Here is a 22,633-nt window from a genome sequence, read left to right as displayed (position 1 = left end):
ACGTGACACCTATGGCTCGCAGCATCAGCACCCTTGAGCTCGCCGGAAACGTGCTGTGCCTTGACTTCGCCAACACCGTCAACTCGCGCCTCCACCCGGTGCATGACTACCTGAGCAGCTATGACGACCTGCTGGACTGGTTCGGCCATGCCAGTTCAATACCACCACAGACAATTGACCACCTTCGGCCGCTGGCCGGCACGGCGCCGGCGGACGACGCCGTCGCCCAGGCACACCGCTTGCGCGAGGCGATCTACGGGGTGTTCTCGGCGATGACGCAGGATGGCGCCATGCCCGAAGGTGCCCTCGACGTGCTCACCGCGGCCTTCCGATCGTCGATGGCCCACGCGGTCATCACCGGTCGCCAGCCGAAAACCTATGACCTCACCTGGGCCATGCCCGCCCCGCCGGACCCGGCGTTCCCGTTGTGGGCGGTGAGCCAGTCCGCGGGCGAGCTGCTGTTGTCAGAGCAGCTCGAGCGCGTCGGCGAGTGCCCCGGGTGTGGCTGGCTCTTCCTGGACACCAGCCGTAACGGGGGCCGCCGCTGGTGCAGCATGGCCACCTGCGGCAGCCGCGACAAAATGGCCAGATACCACCGCCAGCAACGGAAAGCCGGCGACGGCTAGCTCGCCTCGGCGACCGCCACGGCGTGCGGCTCGGGCGCGTCGGCCTCGTCCGCGTGGGCTATCCGGGTCAGCTGACCCCATAGCAACACCACGAAGACCGCCGACCCGGCGAAGGCGAACCAGAACGGCGCGGTGACACCGAAGCGGGTGGCCAGCACTCCGCCGAGCACCGATCCGACCACCAGGCCACCGTAGACGCTGATGGTGTTGAGGCTGGAAACCCTTCCCTGCAACTGGGTGGGAACAGCCCGCTGGCGCACGGTGATGGAGGTGGTGCCCCAGATGAACGCGTGCGCCCCGAAGATGAAGAAGATCGCCGATGCGATGAAGGGCGAGGTGGTCACGGCCAGGCCGAGGTGGGTCAGCGTTTCGATGATCAGCCCTACCCGCATGACGTTGCCCAGGCTCACCCGCCGGGTGATCCAGCCGTAGGAAGCGGTGCCGAGCAGCCCGCCCACCGCGGAGATCGTGGTGAGCAGCCCGAAGCCGATCGCCCCCAGACCGAGCCGCTGCTGGGCATAGAGCACCAGGACCGACCAGGCCGCGCCGAAGGTGACATTGAAGATCAGGATGGTCAGCGAAAGCGTGCGCACGGCGGCGTGATGGATCGTCCAGCGGAAGGCCTCGGCCACATCGCGGCGGATGCTGCGGCGCGCGTCTTCAGGCCCGCGGCCGTGCGCGGGCAGCGCCACCCGCGAGACCAGGGTCACGCCCGCGACGACCAGCACGGTCTCGGCCACAAACGGCCACGCCACGCCGGCGGCGAACAGCGCAGCGCCGATCGGCGGGCCCACCAGCTGGTTGAGCGTGAGGAAGCCGGTCTGCAATCTGGAGTTGGCCAGCGCCAGGTCGTCGCGCTGGACCAGCATCGGGGCCAAGGTGGCCGAGGTGTTGTCGGCGAAGACCTCCGAGACGGTGAGCAATCCCAGCGCCACCAACGCCATCACGACCGTGAGCCCACCGGTGACCATCATCGTGACCAGGACCGCGAGCACCACCGCGCGGACGGCGTCAGCGGTGATCACGATGCGGCGGCGGTTGAGCCGGTCGGAGAGCACGCCCGCGTACAGGCCGAACACCAACGGTGGCGCCCATCGCAGCAACGCGGCCAAGGAAACCAGGAACGGGTCGTCGGTCAGCGAGGCCACCAGCAGCGGCCCGGCCGCGATCGAGATCCCGTCGCCGAGATTGGTCGTCCAGGACGAGGCAAGCAGCCATCGATAGGCCGAACCCAGCCGTGCCGGAACCAACGCCTCACCGATCCTGCTCACAAGGTCAAGACCCTACGTCCGCAGCGCGACCGGCCGCAACGTGAATACCGAGGCCGCGGGGTCGGGGCAAGGTGGCACAGCCTAGGGTGATGGCCATGGTTCGAGCAGGTTTGGCTTTGCTGCTTCTCCTCACCGGGTGCTCCTCCGCCCCCACACCCGGCGGCGGCACGGAGACGCTGCCCACCAAGGAACCGGTGACGGTGATGGTGGCCCGCACCGGCGGGTTCGCGGGCGTCATGGACACCATCACCATCAAGGGCGACGGTTCGTGGACCCATCCGACCGCGCTGACCGTCAACGGCAAGCTCGAGCCGGCGCAGGTGACTCAGCTGCAAAAGCTGGCCACCGATCCGCGGCTGGTGACAGAGGCTGCCGCTACCCCGGCGCCGACGAAATGCAACGACACCTTCGACTACACCGTGACCGCGGGCGCGGTGACGATCAGTTACACCGACTGCCCGAGTGACGTCTTCCAGCCCGTGGCCACCAAGCAACTCGTCGAATTCGTCCAGGACGTGGTCTCGTGACGAAGGCCGGGGCATAGCGCCCCGGCCCCGAGTTTGCACTTCAAGGAACGCCTAGGTCGGGTTGCCCAGCACGATCCTGAGCTGCTGGCTGCCGCCATCGATGCGCAGCCGCTTCTCGCCCGCTGAGGTGCCACCGGCGATCTGCACGTTGCCCTGCTCCTGCCCGATGAAGCCGGCGTATCCGTAGAAGGGCAGCGGTTGCGGTGTGTAGCCGCCGCCGAGCGGAGCGAGGGAGAAGGTGGGAATGCCCTTCTCGCCGCCCGTGGTGAAGACGATGAGGAAGTTCTGCTGACCGCCGGTCGAGACGGGGCAGGCGGACGGGTTTGTGTTGCACGAGCTGAACGAGGTGGTTGCTCCGGTCACCACGTTGAGGTGGTAGCCGGCTGGTGCGTCCCCGGCCGTGAACAGCGCCGGGCGGAAATCCACCAGGGTTTCGGCCTTGGTCAGGTCGGGCCCGTACCCGGCTGAAGGATGGATGGTGAAGGTGGTGCCGCCACTGGCCGGGCATGAGCCGTAAGGCTCGCTGCCGAAGTCATTCGGGACATAGAAATTTATCTGGGTACCACCGAAGCCCGACGGCCCGGCATACGTGATCGGCATACTCAGCCCACCACAGGCGCTGCTGCGCACGCTGAGCCCGGCCGGCGTGGCCGAGACGAAGGAGAAGCCCTGCGCCTCATCGGTGACCGGCAGCCGGGTGTAGGCGGTGAGGAATCCGCCGCTGGCGAAGGGACCGGTTTCGAAGGAGGCCGAGTTCGCCACCGCGGGCACGAAGGCCGCCGGATCCAATGTGGACGCCGCGTTCGCGATGTCCTGCGCGTAGCTGCGAACCTCCGTGTAGACGCCGGGGAACCGCGGCCGGGCGCAACCGGTGCCGAAGCTGGTGATGCCGACCTGGACCCAGTTGTTGCTGGCGTCGCGGCGGAACATCGGGCCGCCGGAGTCGCCCTGGCACGTGTCCACCCCACCGGCGTCGAAGTTGCCCGCGCACAGGTGCGCCGAGTCGATGAGGTTGGAATACGCTGTCCGGCAGGTGGCGTCATCGACGAAGGGCACGTTCGCCTTCATCAGGAAACGCTGCTGCGGCCCGCCTTCGAAGGTGGAACCCCAGCCGGCCACCGTGAACACCCCGCTGTGGTAGCGCGTGCTGTTGGTGACCGGCAGGGTGGGCAGCGCCACCGGCGAGCTCAGCTTGATCAGTGCCCAGTCCTGGCCGCTGGTGACCGAGCTGAAGCCCGGCGCCCGAAAGACGTAACTGGACTGCCTGGTGATCCTGTTCGGATCCTGCAGGTCCACCGTGCCCAGGGTGGCGGTGATGCTGGTGTTCGGGCCGGTGGCGCCGACGCAGTGCGCGGCGGTGAGCACCAGTTGCTGCGTATAAAGCGCACCGCCGCAGCCCACCGAAAGCCTGACCATCCAGGGGAACTCGCCTTGCGCGGCCGGAACTCCACCGACCACCTGCGGGCCGATGCCCGTGTCGCGACCGGCGTAGGCCGGGCTTGCCAGCCCGACCGCGGCCGAGCCGACGGCCAGGGTCGTCGCCAGCACGAGCAGTGCTCTGACGCGTCTCATTGTTGCTCCTACGGTTAGGGGTCATCAAGGACGGTCCTGACCGTAGGAACACGCGATTGTCTGGTGATTAGCCCGCAATTAGCTGAGGATGACGGCGGATCAGCTTGTCACGTCGCGGGCGCTGAAGCGGGCCCACGCCGCGGTGACGAAGACGAGAATGTAGGCCCCCGCGCTCAACAGGCCGGTGCTGATCCCGTCCCAGGCAACGGGATCGCGCAACAGATCGCCGAAGTTGAGCCAGTTGTGCACCAGCAGATAGGGATGCAGCCAGTCCAGCTGCGGGATGTTGTCGAGGATGAAGCTGCCCACGGTGAGGATCATGATGGCGATGGTGGCGCCGATGGGCTGCTCGGTCAGGGTCGAGACGAACAGCCCGATGGCGCCCACCGCCGACAGGCACACCGCGAGGTAGACGCAGACCGCGAACAGGCGCAGCAGTCCCTCGCCGAAGGAGATCTGGGTGCCCGACAACAGTGTCAGGTCACCGCCTCCGAAAAGGACCGTCCCCATCAGCACGCCCGTCCCGGCCACCAACAGGGTGGCGGCGAAGGCGAAGATGACGATCGCGGTGAACTTGACCACGAGCATCCGGGTGCGGTGCACCGGGACAGAGAGCAGGTAGCGCAGCGTGCCCAGGTTGGCTTCACCGGCGATGGAGTCACCGGCGATGGTGGCGACCGCGAGCGGCAAGAACAGCGGCAGCTCGATGGAGAGTGCGGCCAGCGCCACAAACAGCCCGTTGCTGGTGATGGCGGAGAAGAAGTCGGGACCTTCGCCGCCGCCACCGGTAGGCGGGTCGATCTTGTTGGCCACCGACACGATGACCGGCATCGCGGCGAGCACCGCCATGCCGGCCCAGTTTCGGCGTCTGCCGAAGATGAGAAGCAGCTCGGAGGCGAGGAACCGGCCGCTGACCGGACGCGGCTTGGGCAGGGTTGCCGAGATGGCCAGATCAGCCATTGATGTTGAATCCCTTTCCGGTCAACGAAACGAAAAGCTCCTCCAGGTCGGGCGCCTGGACGGTGAAACCGCGCACCGGCACCCCGGCGTGGACCAGAGCGTCGACCACCTTCTCCGGTGCCAGACTGCCCAGCGTCGCGGTGACCTGGTCCCGGCTGATCTGCACGTCGGTCAGGCCCAGCTCGCGCAGCACGCGTTGCGCCGGCTCGGGTTGATCGGTGAGCACCTGGACGCCCTGCACGCTGCCCGCCTGCAGCTCGCGCAAAGACGCCTGTGCCACCAGGTTTCCCTGATGCATCACGCCGACGTGGGTGCAGATCTGCTCCACTTCGGACAGCAGATGGGTGGACAGCATGACGGTGGCGCCGTCCGCGGCCAGCGTCGTGATCAGCGATCTGACCTCACGGGTGCCCTGCGGATCGAGGCCATTGGTCGGCTCATCGAGGATCAGCAGCTCCCGCGGCGTGAGCAGGGTGGCCGCTAGCGCCAGCCGCTGCCGCATGCCCAGCGAGTAGGCCCGATAACGCTTGGTGGCCGCGGCGAGCAGACCCACCCGGTCGAGCGCCGCATCCACCCGCCGCGCCGCAGACCGGGGATCGGCCCACCGGTCAGCGGCGTCCAGCCGCGCGAGGTTGTGCCGCCCGGAAAGATAAGGATGAAACGCCGGCCCTTCGACCAACGCGCCGACCTTCGGCAACACCCGCCCTGCGGCCACCGGCATCCCCTCGCCCAGCAGGCGATGGCTGCCGGCGGTCGGCTGGATCAGCCCCAGCAGCATCCGGATGGTCGTGGTCTTGCCAGACCCGTTGGGACCAAGGAACCCGTAGACCGAGCCTTGCGGCACCGCGAGGTCGATGCCATTGACAGCGAACTGCCGCCCAAACCTCTTGGAAAGCCCCGAACTTTCCACCGCCAGCTGTGTCATGCGCCCGCCGGCTTCAAAGCGGCGGCCGGGTCGGCGGCGGCTTGGATCAGGCGCTGCGGGGTGACCGCGCCGACCAGGATCCGGCCGTCGTCGGTGACCAGGACGCTGAACAGGCGGGAGGACAGCAGCCGACCCGATCCCCAGCTGCCCTGCACGGCAGGCAGGTGCTGCATCAGGCCACCCAGGCCAGTGCCACTTGCCGGGTCGTTGGCCGAACTGCTCGGCGAGCTGGTCGCTGCGCCGCCGGGCCGGGCGGCCAGCACGGCAGTCCAGCCGCGGCCGACCACGGCGACCGGGGGTGGCCCATCTGGCTTGGCCTGATCGGGTTTGGCCTCATCCGGTTTGGCCTTCTCCGGCTGCGCCTGCTGCTCGGTGACTTTGGCGCCGGGCGGCGGGTTGAACCGGAAATGCTCTGCCCCGGGGCGGGCGAAGGTGACCTGGGTGAAAGCGATCTCGATAGCCGCCTCGGCCGTGCTGGTGGCAAACACCCGCACCCGCAGCGGCACCTGCTCCGCGGCGTCGATGGCCACGGTGACCCGGGAGATCAGCGAGTCGCGGTCCCGCGGAGCGAGGGTCAGCTCGTAGGCCGCCCTTCCCGCTACGCGAGCCGAACCCGAGGTGGTGACCACCGTCGAGGGATCGATGGCGGCAAGCACCGCGGCCGCGGCCTCCTGCGGCGTGGTCGGCAGCATCGACGGATTCAGCGGCGGCGCTGCCGCCTCCGGTGCGGGCAGCGTGCGGTGAATGGCGGAGTTGTCACGGCTCGACCAGATCCACACATCGCGGCCGTTGGTGATGATGTCTGATTCGCCCAGGGTGCCCAGCAGCGCCACCCGCGCCGAGCTGGGGCCTGAATACCAAACCCGCAAGGTGTGGGTACCGGAGATGAGCGAAGCGAGGTCGGAACTGCCCTGCCCGCCCAGGCCCGGCAGGGCCGGCAGGCCGAGGTCGGCACGTTGGGTCACCGTTCCGGACAGGCCCTCCAGGCGGGCGGTCTGCAGATCGGTCAGCAGCTGCGCCGCTGTGCGGGCGGGCAGCTGCGGGTCGGCGGCGGCGCCCACCCCTTTGACGACTGCGGCGCCAGCGGTTACTGCCAATACGGCCGCTGCGGGCAGAAGCCAGCGCAGCCAGGCGATGCGCGATCCGGTCATGCCAGTCATCGTGCCCCACGGGCGCTGAGACAACGCTGAGGAGCGGCCCTGGTTTGCCTTGTGCGCAGGGCAGTTGTGGCCGTTTGGTGTGCAGAATGTGATGACGATGCGCAGAGCTGGCCGGAATCGGCGGGCGCATGCCACTGTAGGACGCGTGCGGCTGCTGGTGGTGGAGGACGAGACCCGGATGGCGACGGCTCTGCGCCGTGGCCTGACCGCTGAAGGTTTCGCCGTCGATGTCGCCAGCGATGGCCTGTCGGGCTGGGAAAGCGCCCGCCACGGTGACTACGACGCGATGATTCTCGATGTCATGCTGCCCGGCCTTTCCGGTTACGAGGTCGTGCGGCGGCTGCGCGCCGAGGGCCGATGGCTGCCGGTGCTCATGCTGTCGGCCAAGGACGGCGAGCACGATCAAGCCGACGGCCTCGACTGCGGCGCGGACGACTACCTGACCAAGCCTTTCTCCTACGTGGTGCTGCTGGCCCGGCTGCGCGCGCTGCTGAGGCGGGGCAGCCCGGCCCGCCCCACCACGCTCACCGCCGGCGGCCTGCGGCTCGACCCGGCGAGCCGGCGGGTGACCAGAGACGGCGTCGACGTGGAGCTGACCACGCGCGAGTTCGCGCTGCTGGAATATCTGATGCGCCGCGCGGGAGAGGTGGTCTCCAAAACGCAGCTGCTCGACCACGTCTGGAACGCCGGAGACGACACCGCCCCCAATCTCGTCGAGGTCTACATCGGCTATCTGCGCCGCAAGGTGGGCGCGGAGGCGGTGGAAACGGTACGCGGCGCGGGCTACCGGCTCGTCGCCGATCAGCGATGAGGGCTGCGGCACCGCGCTGGTGGCGGCGGCTGACGCTGCGCGGGCGGCTGATGCTGATCGGTGCGGGCGGGCTGGCGGTGGGTTTCGGGGTCGGCGGTGTGCTGCTGCTGGGCATCCTCGCCACGACTTTGCAGCGCTCAAGCGACAACGACGCCCGCCAAACCGCGCGCGACGTGGCCGAGCTGCTCGACCTCGGCGCGCTTTCGCAGCCCGTCCCGGTGGCCGGGCCGCCGATGGTGCAGGTGGTCGACAGCGCTTATAGGGTCCGGGGCGCCTCGACCAACGCCGATGCGCTGGTGCCCTTGCTGCGTCCCGAGGAGCTGACCCGGGTCCAGGCCGGTGAGGTGATCGAGCTCGGGGCCGACCGCGGGGCCGGCAGCGGGCCGCTTCGCGTGATCGCCGAGGTGGCCGGCCCGGCCGGGGACCGCCAGGTCGTCATCGTCGCGATGCCGGCCGGGCAGGCCCGGGAGAGCGTGCGGGTCCTGCAGACCACCCTGCTCATCGCCTATCCGCTGCTGGTCAGCGGAATGGCGTTGCTGGCCTGGCGGGTGGTGGGGGCCACCCTGCGGCCGGTGGAGGATCTGCGCGCCGGCGCCGAAGCCATCGTCCACAGTGGACGGCCGGTTCGGTTGCCGGTACCCGACGGAAATGACGAAATCCACAAGCTCGCCGTCACCCTCAACCACCTGCTCGACCAGCAGGAAGCGGCCCGGACACGGCAGCGTTCCTTCGTCGCCGACGCCGCACACGAGTTACGCAGCCCGCTGGCCAACCTTCGCGTCCAGCTGGAGGTCGCCCAGCACCACGGCGAGCCGGCCGCCCCCGAGGATCTGATCGCCGATCTGGACAGGCTCACCCGGCTGGTCGACGATCTGCTTCTGCTGGCCCGCGCCGACGCCTCCCCCGCCGCCCTGACCTTCACCGAGATCGAGCTGGACGAGCTGGCACGCGGTGTGGCCGGTCACTACCGCGCGGCCCGGGTGCCGGTCCACGTCACGGCGACTGACAGTCCACAGTGGACGATAGGTGATCCCGTTGCGCTACAACGGGTGCTGGCCAATCTTCTCGACAACGCGGTGCTGCACGCGCACGGCTCGGTCACGGTGACGGTCACCGGCAGTGGACAGCAGACGCTAATGATCGTCGCCGACGACGGCCCTGGGATCCCGGCGCAGGACCGGGAACGGGTCTTCGGCCGGTTCACCCGCCTCGACGACGCACGCGCCCGCGACGCCGGTGGCAGCGGTCTGGGCCTGGCCATCGTGCGCGATCTGGTGAGCCGTCACCACGGCTCAGTCCAGCTCGATGACGCCAACCCCGGCTTGCGGGTGACCGTCACGCTGCCCGGCCAGCGCTGAGCCCGCCCTGCGCCGCAGCACCATCGACGCCACCGCCAGCACCGCGGCAAGGATCGCTCCGATCATGAGCACCGGGATGTAGGGGTCCACCGCGTAGGCCTGATTCTCTTGCAGGCGTTGGGCTGCCGTGAGCGAGGCCGGCAGCGCCCACCCGCCGATGTCGGGAACCCAGCGCGGGATTCGCAACAGCACCACGGTCACCAGCGTGAAGATCACCAGGCTGGCGAGCGTGCCGGCCGTCAGCGCGGCCAGCACGCGTTGCCCGCCGCCACCCGCGGCCCGGCCGATCGCGATGAATATCGCCGCGGACACGGCCAGCAACGCGAAGGCGCCGGTCGTCGGCAGCGGCGGCCACAGCAACGAGATGACCGTCCAGCCTGCCACGGCGATCGCGGCGGCCCGGCCGGCGGTGGCCAGATTTTGGCTCTGTGCGGCCGAACGCTGCGCGGTTACCGCGAGGAAGGCGCACAGGTAGCACCCGAAGATGGTGGTGTAGATGGGCGCGGCCGTCCCGGCGCTCTCGTCGAAGCTGGAGACGGCCCGCACGAACTGGCCGATGGTGCGGATCGCCAGCACCGCCACCAGCGCCACGCCGATCGCACGGATCCCGCGAGCGGGGCGGTCGGCGCGTACCGGGCCGAGGAAGCCTTTCCAGCGCCCGATTGCCAACAGTCCAATCAGGACAGCCAGCATGGCGAACACCGCGGTGCGCAGCGGCGCGTAGGCGATCTGGGCGCTCCACAACACCCCGGCGGTCAGCGTGGCCGCCAGCAGAACGGGATAGCGCAACCCGAGCCACACCGTGGGGTGCCGCAACACCGCCATGACGCAGCCGAGAACGAACGAGCGGCGCTCGCCGCGCGACTCAAGCTGGGCAAGCTCGGCACGCATGGCCAGACCCCAGCCGCGCCTGCGCTCGGGCAGCAATCGCACCGCCCAGCCCAGGACCCGCTCCCCGGCGCTCACCACGCCACCTGCGCCTGGCCGTGCCGCTTGGGCTGGGCAGCCTGGGCCACCTGCCGGGCGACCTGCAGCCCGGCGCCGGTCAGCCGGTAGAGGTGCCGGGCCGGACGGCCGGGCGAGGGATCCTGCTCCCACTTGCTTTCCAGCAGCCCACGATCGGAAAGCCGCATCAGGATCGGGTAGAGCGAGCCCGCCTTGAGCCCGACCTCTTGGCCGAGCGCGTAGCCGTATCGCCACTCCGGCGGGTCGGCAGCGAACGCGGCGAGGACCAATGCGGTCTGAGCTGAGGGGCGGCGGGTCACGCCGGAACTCTATCTAGATAGAGTTCCGGCGCACAAGTGCCGGATCACCGCCCCCTGCGGGCGAGCATGCACCTCTATGCTTGTGCTTCCCGACGAGGGGGGAACAGCCTATGGTGCAGCTACTTTTCTTGGGGCCGTTGGAGATCTGGGCCGCGGACAGGCAGGTCGCGATAGGCACGGGCGCCAAATCGTTGCGGGTGCTGGCCGCCCTGGCCGCCCAACCGCAGCGCACGGTCAGCGTAGAGCTGCTGGTGGATGCGGTGTGGGAAGACGATCCCCCGCCGACCGCACGAAAGCAGATCCAGAACGCCATCTCCGCCATGCGGGCCACGCCGATCGGCCCCGCCTTGATCGCACGCCAGTCGGGCTACCTGCTCGACGTCACCCGCGACCAGGTCGATGTAAGCCGGTTCGAGGATTACCTGACCGAGGCCGACCGAGCCGTCAAGGCCGGGGATGTGCCCGCGGTCGCCGAAACGCTGCAGGCGGGGCTGCGCCTGTGGCGGGGCCCTGCCTTCGCCGGCATCGGCGGCCGGCATGCCGAGGCGCTGGCCGCCCGCCTGCACGAACAACGGCTCTCCGCGGTGACACAGTGGGCGCAGGCCACGTTGGAGCTGGGACGGCACGGCGCCGTGGTCGAGGAGCTGACCGCGCTGGCAGAGCAGGTGCCGACGCGGGAACCCCTGACCGGGCTGCTCATGCTCGCGCTGTACCGGTCCGGCCGCGGGGCCGAGGCGATCATCTGCTACCACCACACCCGCCAGCGGCTGGCCGACGAGCTCGGAATCGAACCGTCTCAAGAACTTCGCCGCCTCTTCGAGCAGATACTCACCAGCGATCCCGCGCTGGCCCACCGCACCCGCCGGCCATCGCGCAACTTCCTGCCGCGCGATGTCGCCGGGTTCATCGGACGCGCCGAGGAGCTGCGCCACCTGGTCCGCGCGGCGATGCGGGAAGGCGCCATCGTCATCCAGGCGGTGGACGGCATGGCGGGGGTGGGAAAGACCGCGCTGGCGGTGCACGCGGCACACCAGCTGGCCGCCCAGTTCCCCGACGGACAGCTGTTCGTCGATCTGCACGGCCACGGCTCGCACCGCGATCCGCTGACCTCGGAAGAGGCGCTCGAGGTGCTGTTGCGGTCGGTCGGCGTGGACGAGGCCCAGCTCCCGCCCGACCTTGACCAGAAGGCGGGGCTGTGGCGCTCCGAGTCGGCCGGGCGGCGTCTGATCGTGATGCTGGACAACGCGTCCACCTCGGCACAGGTCAGGCCGCTGCTGCCCGGGTCGGCACAGTGCGCGGTGCTGATCACCAGCCGGCACCGGCTCGTCGGCCTGGACAGCGTCCAGGTGGTGTCGCTGGACCCGCTCGCGCCCGCCGACGCCATGGCCATGTTCACCCGGATCGTCGGCGCGGCCCGTACCCGCTCCGAAGCCGACCTGGTGCTGGAAGCCGTTCGGCGGTGCGGGTTCCTGCCCCTGGCCATCGGCATCGTGGCCGCCCGGATGCGCGCACGTCCATCTTGGACACTGGGTCACCTCGTCCAGCGCCTCGCCGACGAAGCTCTCAGACCGGGCCTGCTGGCCACCGACGACTACGGCGTCACGGCCGCGTTCAGCCTGTCCTACCGGCATCTGCACCACGATCAGCAACACCTGTACAGGTTGCTCGGCCTGCATCCCGGAACAGAAATCGACAGGTACCACGCCGCCGCGCTGGCCGGCATTCCCACCGGCCGGGCCGAGCAGATCCTGGAAGAACTGTGCGATGCCCACCTGCTGACCTCACCGCAAGCCGGGCACTACCGATTTCACGACCTGGTCCGCGAACACGCCCGAGGCACCGCGGCCGAAGAGAGCCCGGCGCAGCACGCCCAAGCGATCCAGCGGCTGCTGGACTACTACCTGCACGTGTCGGAGGCCGCCGCCGCGCAGATCTCACCCTGGCGTCGCCAGATCGGCCCGCCCGCTCAGCACCCGCCCGGCGAATGGCCGCAGCTTTCCTCGGTGGACGAGGCGGTCGCCTGGTTCGAAGCCGAACACGCCAACCTGCTTCCCTTGGCACGCTGGGCCGCTGAACACAGCCACGCCCAGCACGGCTGGCAGCTTCCGAGGAACGCCGGCACCTATCTGCTGCGCTGCGGACATCTGACCGCAGGCGCCACCGCGTTGCGGGCAGCGGTCGCCGCGGCCGAACAGCCCGGCAGCGACCCCCGCGCCCGCGCCGCCTGCCTGGCCAACCTGAGCCTGATCCTGCGCGCGCTCGGCGACCATCAAGCAGCGCTGCAATGCCTGCAGCAAAGCCTTGACCACGCCCGAGCCACGCAAGACCGAGAAGGCGAGACAGCTCTTCTCACCTCCATCGCCGACATCCAGGTCAGGCTGTGCGCCTACCACGAGGCCGTCGACATCTCCGCTCAGGCCATCGAGTTCTTTCGCGGGCAAGACAATTGGGTGCGCGAGTCATCGGCGCTGTCGTTGCACATCGATGCGCTCGTGCGCCTGGGACGCCATGGCGAGGCCATTCAAGCGGCACCACACGTTTTCCGGCTCCTGGAAGGCCGGCCCTCCCATCGCGCCACCGGTTTGCTGCTGGCCCGGCTGGCCAGCGCCTACAGCCAGCAGGGCGATCAGGAGACGGCACAGGATCTCCTCGCCCGCGCCATCGAAGCTGCCCGTGACACCAAGGACCGCATCAGCGAGGCCGACTGCCTGCGCCGGCTGGCGCGCGCACTGCACCTCACCGGGCAGGCATCGCAGGCGCTGAAGAACGCCACCGAGGCCCTCGACATTCTGGCCGAGTCTCCCGATGCGGTCGACATCGTGGAAACCCACAACGTGCTGGGCGTCATCCACCACAGCCAGGGCCGGCACCGGCAAGCGCTGGCCCACTATCAGCAGGCCGCCTCCACCGCGGCGAAGGTCGGGTACCGCATCGGGCGCGCCCAAGCCCTCGGTGGGACCGCCCACACCCTTGACGCGCTTGGCGACACGGCCAACGCCCGCCAGCATCGGCAGGAAGCCCTCGCCATCTTCATCGAGCTGGACGTCCCGGAAGCCGCCCGTCAATAAGCCGACGGCGCTAGCCGGCGAAGTCGACGCCGGTGAGCGCGATGCCGCGGTAGGCGGCGAGATGCTCGGCCTGTTCGGTGACGGCTCGGCGGGTGGCCGCCGACAGCTTTCCCCAGGGCTGCACCGCAACCGTGAACGTGTTGCCCGCCTTACGCGGACGCCAGCTGCCGACCAGCTCGCCATCGCTGAGCACAGCGCCCGGTCGGCCCAGCACCGGCCAAAGCTGTTTGGCGCGAAGGGCATCGGGCACGATTGTCGGGCGATCTCTGGCCTGGAGGAAGAGGTCGAACGGGCCTAGCAGGCGGGTTGCCTTGGCGTCGGCCGACTCCAGCGCCTCCTCGTCGGCGGCCAGAATCGAGCGCACCTCCTTGCCCACCTTCACCTCCACCACGTCCTCGGGCCAGCGCTGTTTCACGTCTTTGAGCGGCGCATCGAGATATTCGGCGACATGTTTGGGGGTGGCCGGGCCGAGCAGGCGAAGGTAGTTGCGGATCAGGTCGAACTGGTCACCCGCGGCGGGCGCCTTCTTGAAGCCGGTGATGCGCTGCAGGATCGGGGGCGAGGTGCCGGGCCGCAGCTCCAACCCGGCCCGCACCGCCGCCAGCCGGAACGGCATCTCGTAGAGGTGGATGGCGTTGCACGCGCGGCAGAACCGCAGATATGGCTCGGGCATCGCCTTGGCCAGCGCGCCGGAGACGTCACCTTTGCCCATCGGCTTGGTGACGATGGCGCGCATGTGGGCGGCCACGTCATCGAGGGCGGCAATGTTGTCGATGCCCGCCGCCTTGAGCGGTTTGGAGGCGTCGTAGATACGTTTCCCCGCGTCGGCGTCGGAGAACGGCTCCACCGCGGCCGCCACCTCACCCACGTCGGTGCGGCGGTAGAGATGGGGTGCGCCGCGCACTGTCCAGAGCAGCACCAGCTCACTGCCGGACAGCGCGGTCACCTCGACGCCCCGCACGGCAAGGGCCCACCGGGCGCCGTCCGGGCCGGTGTCCTGCGCCCCGATGTCGAGCACGGCGGTCTGGGCAATGCTGCCCCGCTTGCGGTCGAGCTGCTGGGCGTGGACACGAAAGTTCATCACCTGGCGTTGATCAACCATACTTTCCACCCTAGGCGGCTGCCCCGACATTCGTGTTGGGGCAGCCGGGCGTGGGTTCTCAGTGCGCGCCGAGGTTTACCGGCAGGTGTGCCAAGCCCCGCAGCAACAGCCCGGGCCGCCACTGCGGGCTGGCCAGATCACCCTCGGCGGTCATCTGCGGGAACTGGCTCAGCAGCGACTCGATCGCGATCCGGGCCTCGATGCGGGCCAGCGGCGCGCCGAGACAGAAGTGGATGCCATGGCCGAAGGCCAGGTGCTGCCCCTCGCTGCGGGTCAGGTCGAGCTCGTCGGGCTGGGTGAACGCCGAGGAGTCGCGGTTGGCCGACAGCAACGAGATGAGGACCAGCTGCCCCGGCGGAATGGTCACCTCGCCCACCTCCACCGGTGCCACCGAGATGCGCAAAGTCGCGGTCTTGACCGGGCTTTCGAAGCGCAGCACCTCCTCGACGGCGGCGGGGATTGCCGCCGGATCGTCGCGCAGCGCCTTCGCCTGATCGGGCCTGCTCAGCAGCAGGTACATGGCGTTGCCGATCAGGTTCACGGTCGTCTCGTGCCCGGCCACCAGCAGCAGGAAGACCAGCGAGGTCAGCTCGTCGTCGTCGAGCTTGTCGCCGGCGTCGCGGGCGGCGATCAGCCCGGACAGCAGCGCCTCATCCGGCTCGTCCCGCTTGCGGATCACCAGTTTTCCGACATAGTCCACCATCGAGGTGGCGGCCGCCGCCGCTTCCGGGGAACCCTGTGCGAACTGGTCGAGCAGCAGGTTGGACCAGGCGCGGAAGTCGTCCCGGTCGACCATCGGGACCCCGATCAGCTCGCAGATCACCTGGAACGGCAACGGGAACGCGTAGTCGTCAATCAGGTCAATGACTTCGCGGCCCTTGAGCGACTCGATGAGCGCGTCGGAGATAGCCTGGACCCGCGGCCGGAACTCCTCCATGCGCCGGGGGGTGAACGCCATCGACACCAGCTTGCGCAGCCGGGTGTGCTCAGGGGCGTCCGAGTTGAGCATGTGCTTGCTGAGCCCGGGCTTGACCATCTCGGGTGGCATCACCGCGGTGGTCGGCGACTTCGCCAGACGGGGATCGGCCAGGGCCCGGCGCGCCTCCTCGTAACGGGTCACCATCCAGCCGGTGACCCCGGGGCCGATGGGAATCTCGTGGGCCGCGGCGGCGTGCCGCATCGCCGCGAACACGGGATGCGGATTGGCGGTCATCGCTTCTTCGCTCGGTAGCATGTGGACAGTCTTCGCGACCGAAACCGCTGTGTCCACGCAAAGTTACTCTTTTCCAGCCGCAAGATCATCAATGATCTTGCGCAAGCGAGCCGAGCGCAACTGCGGGGTGTGTGCTTTGAGCAGCGGCAGCGTCACCAGGTACCGGTCGGTCTTGCCGAGCCGCTCGAAGGACTCGCGTGCGGGCTTGTTCGCCGCCAGCGCGGCCGCAAGATCGGGCGGAACCGTGGCGTTGCGCTGCGGCTCGTAGGCCGCCGCCCATCGGCCGTCCGCCTTGGCGGCGTCGACCTCGGCGAGCCCTGGCGGGCGCATCCGGCCCGCCGCCATGAGTGCCTCCGCGCGCTGCACGTTCACCTGCGACCATGAGCCTTTGGGCCGCCGGGGCGAGTACTTCTGCACGAAGAAGTCGCCATCGACCGACTTGCGAATGCTGTCTATCCAGCCGTAACAGAGGGCGACCTCCGCCGCTTCGGCGAGGGTGATCGAGGGCTTCTTGGTGCCCTTCTTGCCAATCAGCACCCAGGCGCCCTCGGGATCCCGATGGTGCTCGGCCAGCCATCTGTCCCACTGGTCCACGTGCTCGAAACGCAGCGGCTCCACCACTATTACGCCGATAACTGGGCGACTATGTGCTTGGCGATCTCCAGCGAGCTGGTGGCGGCCGGTGACGGGGCGTTGAGGACGTGGACCTGCCGCCCGTGCCGCACGATCAGGAAATCGTCGACCAGCGAGCCGTCGGGGCGTATCGCCTGGGCCCGCACTCCGGCCCCCGACGGGGTCAGGTCGGCCAGCGTCACCTCCGGCACCAGGCGCGCGAGGCTCGCCGCGAACCGCTTGGGGGACAACGACCTTCGCATCTCGTCGAGCCCGTAGCGCCAGTGTTTCCGGCCCAATTTCCACATTCCGCGGTACCCGGCGGACTCGGCCAGATCGCGAATGCTCACGTTGCGCCAGCGATAGCCCTCGCGTTTGAAGGCCAGCACCGCGTTCGGGCCCGCGTGCACGTTGCCGTCGATCATTGCGGTGAAGTGCACTCCCAGGAACGGGAACTGCGGATCTGGTACCGGATAGATCAAACCATTGACCAGATCTCTTCGCTGCGGCTTGAGCTCGTAGTACTCGCCACGGAAGGGCACTATGCGCACCTGCGGGTCGGCTCCGGCGAGCCGGGCCACCCGGTCGGCATGCAGGCCCGCGCAGTTCACCAGGGTGTCATAGGGGATCTCGCCGCGGTCGGTGAGCACCCGGTCGGCCCGGATCCCGGTGACCCGGGTGCCCAGCCGCACCTGAGCGCCGCCTTTGACCAGCAGCTCGGCCAGCACCCGGCAGACCTGGGCGAAGTCGGTGATGCCCGTGCTCGCCACATGCATCGCCTGCAGCGCCGCCACGTGCGGCTCGAACTCGCGCGCGGCAGGCCCGTCGAGCAGCTTGACCTCCAGCCCGTTGGCCACCGACCGCTCGTAGAGCTCCCGCAGCCGGCCCAGCTCAGCTTCTTCGGTGGCGACAATCAGCTTTCCGCACACCTTGACCGGGATCCCGTGTTCGGCGCAGAAATCGGCCATCGATCGGCTGCCAGCCTTGCACAGCAACGCTTTCAAACTTCCGGGCTTGTAGTAGACGCCCGCGTGGATGACGCCGGAGTTGTGCCCGGTCTGGTGCGTGCCGACCGCGGTTTCCTTCTCCAGCACCGTGACGTCGGCGTCGGGCAGGTCCTGCAGGATCCGGTGCGCGGTCGCCAGACCGACTATCCCGCCTCCGACAATCACGTAACGGCTCGGCATGGCCGCAGCCTATCTGACCGCCCTAAGGCAGTGAGCCGCCCAAGGTGGGCACCGGGTCGCCCGCCACCGAGCGCAGCCCCATCCCGATCAGGATCATGGCGACTCCTATGCCGATGGCCATCAGCGCCACCCCGAACGCGACCACCGAGGTGAACAGCGAAGCGCGCAAGAAAGAGGCCGTCATAGCGGTCTGCCGGGCCGGATCATCTTTGGCCAGCTCCGAATAGGTCTTGCCGCCGGTCGCCTCCAGCGCATGCTTCTCGATGGTGTTGGCCTGAACGTAGGCGGTAAACGGTCCGGCCACCTTGTCGCCGGCGAAGGCGGAGGCGTCCTCCGACACCGTGATGTTCTCATCGGAGAGCTGCGATCGCACAGCCAACCACGTGACGCCGCCGGCCACGATGAAGATCACCCCAAAGATGATCACCAGCATTCCGTAAGTTCGCGCCCTGCCACCCACAGCACACCCCCGAGCTACGTCTGGCTCATCCCGTTTGTACGGTAGCCGAAGTTTGCCCCTGGGATAGGTGATTCGCGGCAGAAGCGCTGATCGACTGGCGGGCCAGCAGAGCCAGCTCCTCCTCGGTGCAGCCGAGGTGATCGCGGGCGATCGCATATTGATCATCGAGACTGCCGCCGAACAGCAGCGGGTCATCGGTGCCCAGCGCGACCGGCACCCCGGCGGACATGAAGGCGCGCAACGGCACCTGCGCCAGCGAGGCGGCAACACCCAGCGGCGGGTACGACGTGGGACACAACTCGATGGTGACCCCGCGCTCAGCGAGCAGCTCCAGCACCGCGGGATCGTCCGCGGCGGTGATGCCGTGGCCGATGCGATGCGCGCCCAGCAGCCTCACGCATTCGGCCACATGCCAAGCGGGCTCGTAGAACCCGGCATGCGGCACGATCATCAACCCGGCCCGGGAGGCGATCGCAGCGGCCGGCGCGAAGTCGGCCACCCGGCCGAGACGCTCGTCGAAGGACAGCCCGAAGCCGGTCACGCCCTGATCGGCATAACGCGCGGCGAGCGCGGCCAGCATTTCGGCGTGAGCCGGCGGCCGGGCCCAGCTCGACGCCACGATCACGCTGGCCTGTTTGCCGCGCACCCCGGCGAGCACCGCCTCGACCACCGCTTCCAGCCCACCGAGCAGGGGCGCGAGCGAGGTCGGATCGACCTGAATCTCTGTCCAGGTGGCGCCGCAACGGGCATCGTCCTCGACCGCCTCCGCCGCCACCCGCGCCACGTCCTCATGGCTACGCAGCACGCTGCGGGCCAGATCGTAGCGTTGCTGGAACGCCTCCCACGGGTGAATCACGTTGGGGGCCAACGGTTCCGGCAGCGGCAGGCGCTCGCGATCCGCCAGCTGCGCCAGCGTCGCCAAGCGCATCGAGCCGGTCAGATGCAGGTGAAGATTGGCGCGCATCGCTCCACTCGCCGTGCGGTCGGTTAAGACATCGAATATTATCTACTCCGCCCTTTCCCCTGGCAGAAGGCGGAGATCATGCCTATCTTCCATCCATGGCGCAGGCGTCGTGCCACGATCGTAGTCGCCGCCGCGCTTCTCATGTCCTCTCCGGTGGTCGTCGTCACCCCTGTGGCCGCCGGGGCCCCCAACGGTACCCAGGAAACAGAAATCGGGCTGACGAGGCTTCCCGACGAGGAGGCGAGCGTCGTCGAGATCCTGCTCGCCGACACTGCCGAGCTGGACCGGCTCGTCGCCACCGGCGTCGACCTGGACCATCAGGTGTCGCGCAGCTCCGACCACATCGTCGCCCAGGCCGTGGTCACGCCGAGCGAGGTCAATGCGCTCAAAGAACTCGGATATCGGATCGGCAACGTGCTGTTCACCCCGGCCGACGCCCATGCCCGCCTCAAGGAGCGGGAGGAAACCATTGCCCGGCACCGGGCGGAGAACGCCGCGTTTGGAGTCCAGGCCGACTCCGACGTCAAGATAATCCGCGCCGACTACTACACCACCGGCACCACCCAGGTTCTCTCGGTGGAGGCGAAATGGGCCAACGGGCAGGCACAGCCCGAAGGTCTGACGGTGTTGCGCGACAGCGGCCCGGGAACGGAGATGGGCTCGGGCGGAAGCCAGAACATCTCACGTTTCGTCGATGCCGACGTCTATCTCTATCACCGCGGCGCCGCCACGGTGTCGGCCCGTCCCGACTACATCAAGATCACCAGCCCGACCGGCGGCGTGGCCACCGCGAAGGTGAAGGAATGGCTGCCCGTCCCGCCCGACGATCCGGAAGGACCGGGCTACCAGAAGGACTTCGTCACCAGCTACCTCACGCCCAGCGAGCTTTACAGCAGGATTCATCAACTCGCCGCCGAGTTCCCCGACCTGGCCGAGATCGTGCAGCTTCCCTATCTGACCAACGGCTACCGCCGCAAGGCACAGGCCGTGCTGGGCGCCGCGAGCGCCAATCGCGTCGCGATCGACTCGCTGGCCTGGGGCCACGAAGGTGGCAACGGCATCGCGGTGACGATGGCCGACCCGGCCGCGGCGGACCAGCCGCTGTCGGTGACCGTGGCAGGCACCGACATCACCGTCACCCTCGCCACCGACGCGGCCGGTGTGGTGACAAGCACCGCGGCACAGGTCGCCGCCGCGCTCAACGCGCAAGCCGGAACCCTCATCCGGGCCTACACCTTCCGCGGCAACGCGGGAGCCGGCGTGGTCGCCCCGGCCGCCCGCACCATGCTGTCCGACGGCCTGCACGCGCCCGCAAGCGTTTCCCGTGAGCCGCAACCGGTCTACGCCATCCGCATCGGCAAGCACCGCGACGGGTCCAAACCCGGCGTGATGGCCTACGCCCAGGAACACGCGCGGGAGTGGGTGCCGCCGCTGGTCGCCGTCGAAACCACGGAACGCTTGCTGCGCAACTATTCCCACGACGGTCACACCAAACAGCTGCTGGACAACCTCGACATCTGGATCGCCCCGTCGATCAACCCGGACGGCGGGCACTACGCGTTCTACGACTTCAACTCGCAACGCAAGAACATGACCAACCACTGCCCGCTGACCGGGGCGGCGGATGGCTTGGCCCGCAACGCTTGGGGCGTCGACAACAACCGCAACTACAGCGAGTACAGCATGTTCGACGGCTACTTCGGCGCCTCGGCCAGCTGCACCAGCGAGATCTTCGCCGGGCCCGGCGAGATGTCCGAGCCGGAGGACCGCAACCTCGACTGGCTGGCGGCGCGGCCGAACATCACCTTCTCGATGAACCTGCACTCGTCGGGCAACTACTTCATGTGGTCGCCGGGCTCCTACTCTGTCCCGGGACGGATCACCGCTCCGCGCCCGACCCTGGCCGAGGAGTCCTTCTTCTGGGGCGCCTCAACGCAAATCCTCACCGCCATCAAACGGCACCGCAACATGGCGGTCACCCCGGCCAGAACCGGCCCGATCTCGGATGTGCTCTACTCCGCGGCGGGGAACTCCGGCGACCTGCTGTGGTACAAGTACCGCATCTTCGCGTGGAACTTCGAGGTCGGCACGTCGTTCCAGCCGGTCTGGGCCGAAGCTCACGACGAGACCATGGAATTCGCCAATGGACTGGTCGAACTCATGCGGGTGGCCCACAACTTCGCCACCGACCGTCAGCGCCCGGCCAGCGGGGTGTCGATGGCGCCGAGCTCCACCCCGGGCATGGCGAGTGTGTGGTTCCGGGTCAGCGAACCGTCGGCGATCTTCTACACGCTTGACGGCAGCAGGCCCACCTACTCCTCCACGCTCTACGCCTCCGCCGGAGTCCGCGAGGGTGGCGAAACCTTTACCCTGCCGCTCGGTACCACCATCCAGTGGTTCGCGGTCGATGCGGCCGGCAACGTCGAGAACGGATACCAGCCAGACGGAAACGGCAACAACTTCCGCCGCAGCCGGGTCGTCCTGCCCCGCGGCTGACCGAAAACTGTCGGCACGGGCGGGTATGGTGCGCAAATGCAAGCCGACGCCATGATCGCCCGTGCCGAGGTTCTCGCCGACGAGATGCTGTTCCCGGCAGCGCTGACCGTCGACCGCGCCGACCGGGTGCCGGAAACCCTCATCCAGCTGCTCATCGAGCAGGGGTTCTACGGCATCGCGGCGCCCGCCGAGGCCGGCGGGCTGGGCACCGGCGACATGGGCCTGGCGATTTCCACTGTGGAGTCGCTGTCCAGCGGCTGCCTGGCCGCCGCCTTCGTGTGGATCCAGCACCACGGTCCGGTGCTCGCGGCGGCGTTCAGCCAACAGCCGGGCATCACGCAGAAGTGGTTGCAGCCCTTGGCAAGCGGGGAGCTGCGCGGCGGCATCGCCCGGGCCGGCGCCAGGCACGGCGGGCTGCGAGCGCGGCGGGTGCCCGAGGGTTACCTGCTCGACGGAGTGGTGCCCTGGGTCACCGGCTGGGATCTGATCGACGTGGTCCACGTCGCCGCCATCGACGAGGCCGAGTCGGTGGTGTTCCTGATGATGGACGCGGTGACCGGCGAGACCCTGCAGGCGCAGCTTCACGACCTGGTCGCGGCCAGGGCCAGCCGCACGGTCACGCTGACCTTCCGCAACCACCTCGTGCCCGCCGACCGGTTCACCGGCGCCCAGCCGCTGGCCGACTGGCAGCGCTCGGAAGCCCCCGGCTCGGCGCTCAACGGCGCGCTGGCGCTGGGGGTGGCGACCCGCTGCCGCAAGCTGCTGCGCGACGAGGCCACAGCCCGGCAGCTGACCGAAGAGATCGACGCTTGTCGCGATTCTCTGATCAAGGCCGACGCGGCCACCACTCCCGCCGCCCGTGCCAGCGCCTCAGAGCTGGCCCTGCGCGCCGCCACCACCCTGATGATCCACACCGGAAGCCGCTCGGTCCTGACCGACGATCCCGCTCAGATGCTGCTGCGCGAAGCTGGGTTCCTGCTCGTCTTCGGCACCCGCCCCCTAATCCGCGACGCCCTGCTCACCCGCATCACCCGCTAGCAGCGCCGCGCCGCTGTC

20 protein-coding genes are annotated in these 22,633 nt (G+C 68.9%); 7 read left to right on the top strand and 13 right to left on the bottom strand.

All coding sequences use genetic code 11. The annotated features are described in order from the left end of the window. The first annotated feature begins 11 nt into the window (after positions 1-11). Positions 12-626: a CGNR zinc finger domain-containing protein gene (locus tag Rhe02_RS44420; protein ID WP_203914579.1), complete on the top strand. Its 615-nt coding sequence runs from the start codon at positions 12-14 to the stop codon at positions 624-626. Here Rhe02_RS44420 and Rhe02_RS44415 read toward each other — a convergent pair. Then, a complete protein-coding gene (locus tag Rhe02_RS44415; RefSeq protein WP_203914578.1) occupies positions 623-1,897 on the bottom strand; it encodes an MFS transporter in 1,275 nt (424 codons plus the stop codon). The two genes, Rhe02_RS44420 and Rhe02_RS44415, sit on opposite strands and share 4 nt — an antisense overlap. Positions 1,898-1,986: 89 nt before the next feature. Here Rhe02_RS44415 and Rhe02_RS44410 point away from each other — a divergent pair, with 89 nt between their 5' ends. Next, complete coding sequence (locus Rhe02_RS44410; RefSeq protein WP_203914577.1) at positions 1,987-2,424, top strand: hypothetical protein; 438 nt, start codon at positions 1,987-1,989, stop codon at positions 2,422-2,424. Positions 2,425-2,475: 51 nt separating this feature from the next. Here the strand turns inward: Rhe02_RS44410 and Rhe02_RS44405 are convergent, their stop codons facing one another. The 4 genes from Rhe02_RS44405 to Rhe02_RS44390 all read right to left on the bottom strand — a co-directional run bounded on the left by Rhe02_RS44405 (position 2,476) and on the right by Rhe02_RS44390 (position 7,032). Continuing rightward, on the bottom strand, positions 2,476-3,996 hold the full coding sequence (locus Rhe02_RS44405; protein WP_203914576.1) for a serine protease: 1,521 nt from the start codon (positions 3,994-3,996) through the stop codon (positions 2,476-2,478). A 99-nt stretch (positions 3,997-4,095) separates the two neighbouring features. Next, a complete protein-coding gene (locus Rhe02_RS44400) occupies positions 4,096-4,956 on the bottom strand; it encodes an ABC transporter permease (protein WP_203914575.1) in 861 nt (286 codons plus the stop codon). Then, on the bottom strand, positions 4,949-5,881 hold the full coding sequence (locus tag Rhe02_RS44395; RefSeq protein WP_203914574.1) for an ABC transporter ATP-binding protein: 933 nt from the start codon (positions 5,879-5,881) through the stop codon (positions 4,949-4,951). Before Rhe02_RS44395 ends, Rhe02_RS44400 begins: the two co-directional genes overlap by 8 nt. Further along, complete coding sequence (locus Rhe02_RS44390; RefSeq protein ID WP_373320793.1) at positions 5,878-7,032, bottom strand: LolA family protein; 1,155 nt, start codon at positions 7,030-7,032, stop codon at positions 5,878-5,880. The genes Rhe02_RS44395 and Rhe02_RS44390 overlap by 4 nt, the downstream gene beginning before the upstream one ends. A 154-nt stretch (positions 7,033-7,186) precedes the next feature. Between Rhe02_RS44390 and Rhe02_RS44385 the strand changes: the two genes are divergently transcribed. Next, positions 7,187-7,852, top strand: coding sequence for a response regulator transcription factor (locus Rhe02_RS44385; protein ID WP_203914572.1), 666 nt, complete (start codon positions 7,187-7,189; stop codon positions 7,850-7,852). Positions 7,853-7,902: 50 nt separating this feature from the next. Further along, positions 7,903-9,210: a sensor histidine kinase gene (locus tag Rhe02_RS44380; RefSeq protein ID WP_203914587.1), complete on the top strand. Its 1,308-nt coding sequence runs from the start codon at positions 7,903-7,905 to the stop codon at positions 9,208-9,210. Here the strand turns inward: Rhe02_RS44380 and Rhe02_RS44375 are convergent. Both Rhe02_RS44375 and Rhe02_RS44370 read right to left on the bottom strand, forming a co-directional pair. Then, positions 9,145-10,176, bottom strand: coding sequence for a hypothetical protein (locus Rhe02_RS44375; RefSeq protein WP_203914571.1), 1,032 nt, complete (start codon positions 10,174-10,176; stop codon positions 9,145-9,147). The genes Rhe02_RS44380 and Rhe02_RS44375 overlap by 66 nt on opposite strands. Next, positions 10,173-10,475 (bottom strand): PadR family transcriptional regulator, encoded by a 303-nt coding sequence (locus tag Rhe02_RS44370; RefSeq protein WP_203914570.1) that lies wholly within the window; start codon positions 10,473-10,475, stop codon positions 10,173-10,175. The genes Rhe02_RS44375 and Rhe02_RS44370 overlap by 4 nt, the downstream gene beginning before the upstream one ends. A 110-nt stretch (positions 10,476-10,585) precedes the next feature. Here Rhe02_RS44370 and Rhe02_RS44365 point away from each other — a divergent pair, with 110 nt between their 5' ends. Then, positions 10,586-13,543 carry an AfsR/SARP family transcriptional regulator gene (locus Rhe02_RS44365; RefSeq protein ID WP_203914569.1) on the top strand — a complete coding sequence of 986 codons (2,958 nt, stop codon included), beginning with the start codon at positions 10,586-10,588 and terminating at the stop codon, positions 13,541-13,543. Positions 13,544-13,553: 10 nt separating this feature from the next. Here Rhe02_RS44365 and Rhe02_RS44360 read toward each other — a convergent pair whose 3' ends face one another. Genes Rhe02_RS44360 through add form a run of 6 tightly spaced genes read right to left on the bottom strand, consistent with a single transcriptional unit; the run spans position 13,554 to position 19,081 of the window. Further along, the gene (locus Rhe02_RS44360; protein WP_203914568.1) at positions 13,554-14,645 is read right to left on the bottom strand and encodes a winged helix DNA-binding domain-containing protein; all 1,092 of its coding nucleotides are present in this window, start codon (positions 14,643-14,645) and stop codon (positions 13,554-13,556) included. Positions 14,646-14,703: 58 nt separating this feature from the next. Beyond that, positions 14,704-15,879, bottom strand: coding sequence for a cytochrome P450 family protein (locus tag Rhe02_RS44355; protein ID WP_203914567.1), 1,176 nt, complete (start codon positions 15,877-15,879; stop codon positions 14,704-14,706). Positions 15,880-15,921: 42 nt separating this feature from the next. Next, positions 15,922-16,479 carry a YdeI/OmpD-associated family protein gene (locus Rhe02_RS44350; RefSeq protein WP_203914566.1) on the bottom strand — a complete coding sequence of 186 codons (558 nt, stop codon included), beginning with the start codon at positions 16,477-16,479 and terminating at the stop codon, positions 15,922-15,924. Between the two features lie 2 nt (positions 16,480-16,481). Then, entirely contained in the window at positions 16,482-17,657 is a 1,176-nt protein-coding gene (lhgD, locus tag Rhe02_RS44345; protein ID WP_203914565.1) for an L-2-hydroxyglutarate dehydrogenase, read from the bottom strand. Between the two features lie 22 nt (positions 17,658-17,679). Further along, the gene (locus tag Rhe02_RS44340) at positions 17,680-18,084 is read right to left on the bottom strand and encodes an aromatic ring-opening dioxygenase LigA (protein ID WP_203914564.1); all 405 of its coding nucleotides are present in this window, start codon (positions 18,082-18,084) and stop codon (positions 17,680-17,682) included. 58 nt (positions 18,085-18,142) lie between these two features. Further along, positions 18,143-19,081 (bottom strand): adenosine deaminase, encoded by a 939-nt coding sequence (gene add / locus Rhe02_RS44335; RefSeq protein ID WP_203914563.1) that lies wholly within the window; start codon positions 19,079-19,081, stop codon positions 18,143-18,145. A 78-nt stretch (positions 19,082-19,159) separates the two neighbouring features. On the opposite strand from add, the gene Rhe02_RS44330 reads away from it, so the two are divergent. Next, entirely contained in the window at positions 19,160-21,577 is a 2,418-nt protein-coding gene (locus Rhe02_RS44330; protein WP_203914562.1) for a M14 family metallopeptidase, read from the top strand. 36 nt (positions 21,578-21,613) lie between these two features. Beyond that, complete coding sequence (locus Rhe02_RS44325) at positions 21,614-22,615, top strand: acyl-CoA dehydrogenase family protein (RefSeq protein ID WP_203914561.1); 1,002 nt, start codon at positions 21,614-21,616, stop codon at positions 22,613-22,615. Positions 22,616-22,633: the final 18 nt, after the last annotated feature.

The organism is Rhizocola hellebori (assembly GCF_016862955.1).
GTDB lineage: Bacteria > Actinomycetota > Actinomycetes > Mycobacteriales > Micromonosporaceae > Rhizocola > Rhizocola hellebori.
The sequence above is the reverse complement of the archived record's forward strand: the minus strand, read 5'-3'. Positions and strand labels throughout refer to the sequence as shown.

Excerpts from the sequence above, each read along its gene's own strand:
- Rhe02_RS44330 (WP_203914562.1), top strand. The coding sequence starts at position 19,160 with ATGCCTATCTTCCATCCATGGCGCAGGCGTCGTGCCACGATCGTAGTC.
- Rhe02_RS44395 (WP_203914574.1), bottom strand. The coding sequence starts at position 5,881 with ATGACACAGCTGGCGGTGGAAAGTTCGGGGCTTTCCAAGAGGTTTGGG.
- Rhe02_RS44410 (WP_203914577.1), top strand. The coding sequence starts at position 1,987 with ATGGCCATGGTTCGAGCAGGTTTGGCTTTGCTGCTTCTCCTCACCGGG.
- lhgD (WP_203914565.1), bottom strand. The coding sequence starts at position 17,657 with ATGCCGAGCCGTTACGTGATTGTCGGAGGCGGGATAGTCGGTCTGGCG.
- Rhe02_RS44365 (WP_203914569.1), top strand. The coding sequence starts at position 10,586 with ATGGTGCAGCTACTTTTCTTGGGGCCGTTGGAGATCTGGGCCGCGGAC.
- Rhe02_RS44325 (WP_203914561.1), top strand. The coding sequence starts at position 21,614 with ATGCAAGCCGACGCCATGATCGCCCGTGCCGAGGTTCTCGCCGACGAG.
- Rhe02_RS44405 (WP_203914576.1), bottom strand. The coding sequence starts at position 3,996 with ATGAGACGCGTCAGAGCACTGCTCGTGCTGGCGACGACCCTGGCCGTC.
- Rhe02_RS44360 (WP_203914568.1), bottom strand. The coding sequence starts at position 14,645 with ATGGTTGATCAACGCCAGGTGATGAACTTTCGTGTCCACGCCCAGCAG.
- Rhe02_RS44355 (WP_203914567.1), bottom strand. The coding sequence starts at position 15,879 with ATGCTACCGAGCGAAGAAGCGATGACCGCCAATCCGCATCCCGTGTTC.
- Rhe02_RS44400 (WP_203914575.1), bottom strand. The coding sequence starts at position 4,956 with ATGGCTGATCTGGCCATCTCGGCAACCCTGCCCAAGCCGCGTCCGGTC.
- Rhe02_RS44420 (WP_203914579.1), top strand. The coding sequence starts at position 12 with ATGGCTCGCAGCATCAGCACCCTTGAGCTCGCCGGAAACGTGCTGTGC.
- Rhe02_RS44380 (WP_203914587.1), top strand. The coding sequence starts at position 7,903 with ATGCTGATCGGTGCGGGCGGGCTGGCGGTGGGTTTCGGGGTCGGCGGT.
- Rhe02_RS44390 (WP_373320793.1), bottom strand. The coding sequence starts at position 7,032 with ATGACCGGATCGCGCATCGCCTGGCTGCGCTGGCTTCTGCCCGCAGCG.
- add (WP_203914563.1), bottom strand. The coding sequence starts at position 19,081 with ATGCGCGCCAATCTTCACCTGCATCTGACCGGCTCGATGCGCTTGGCG.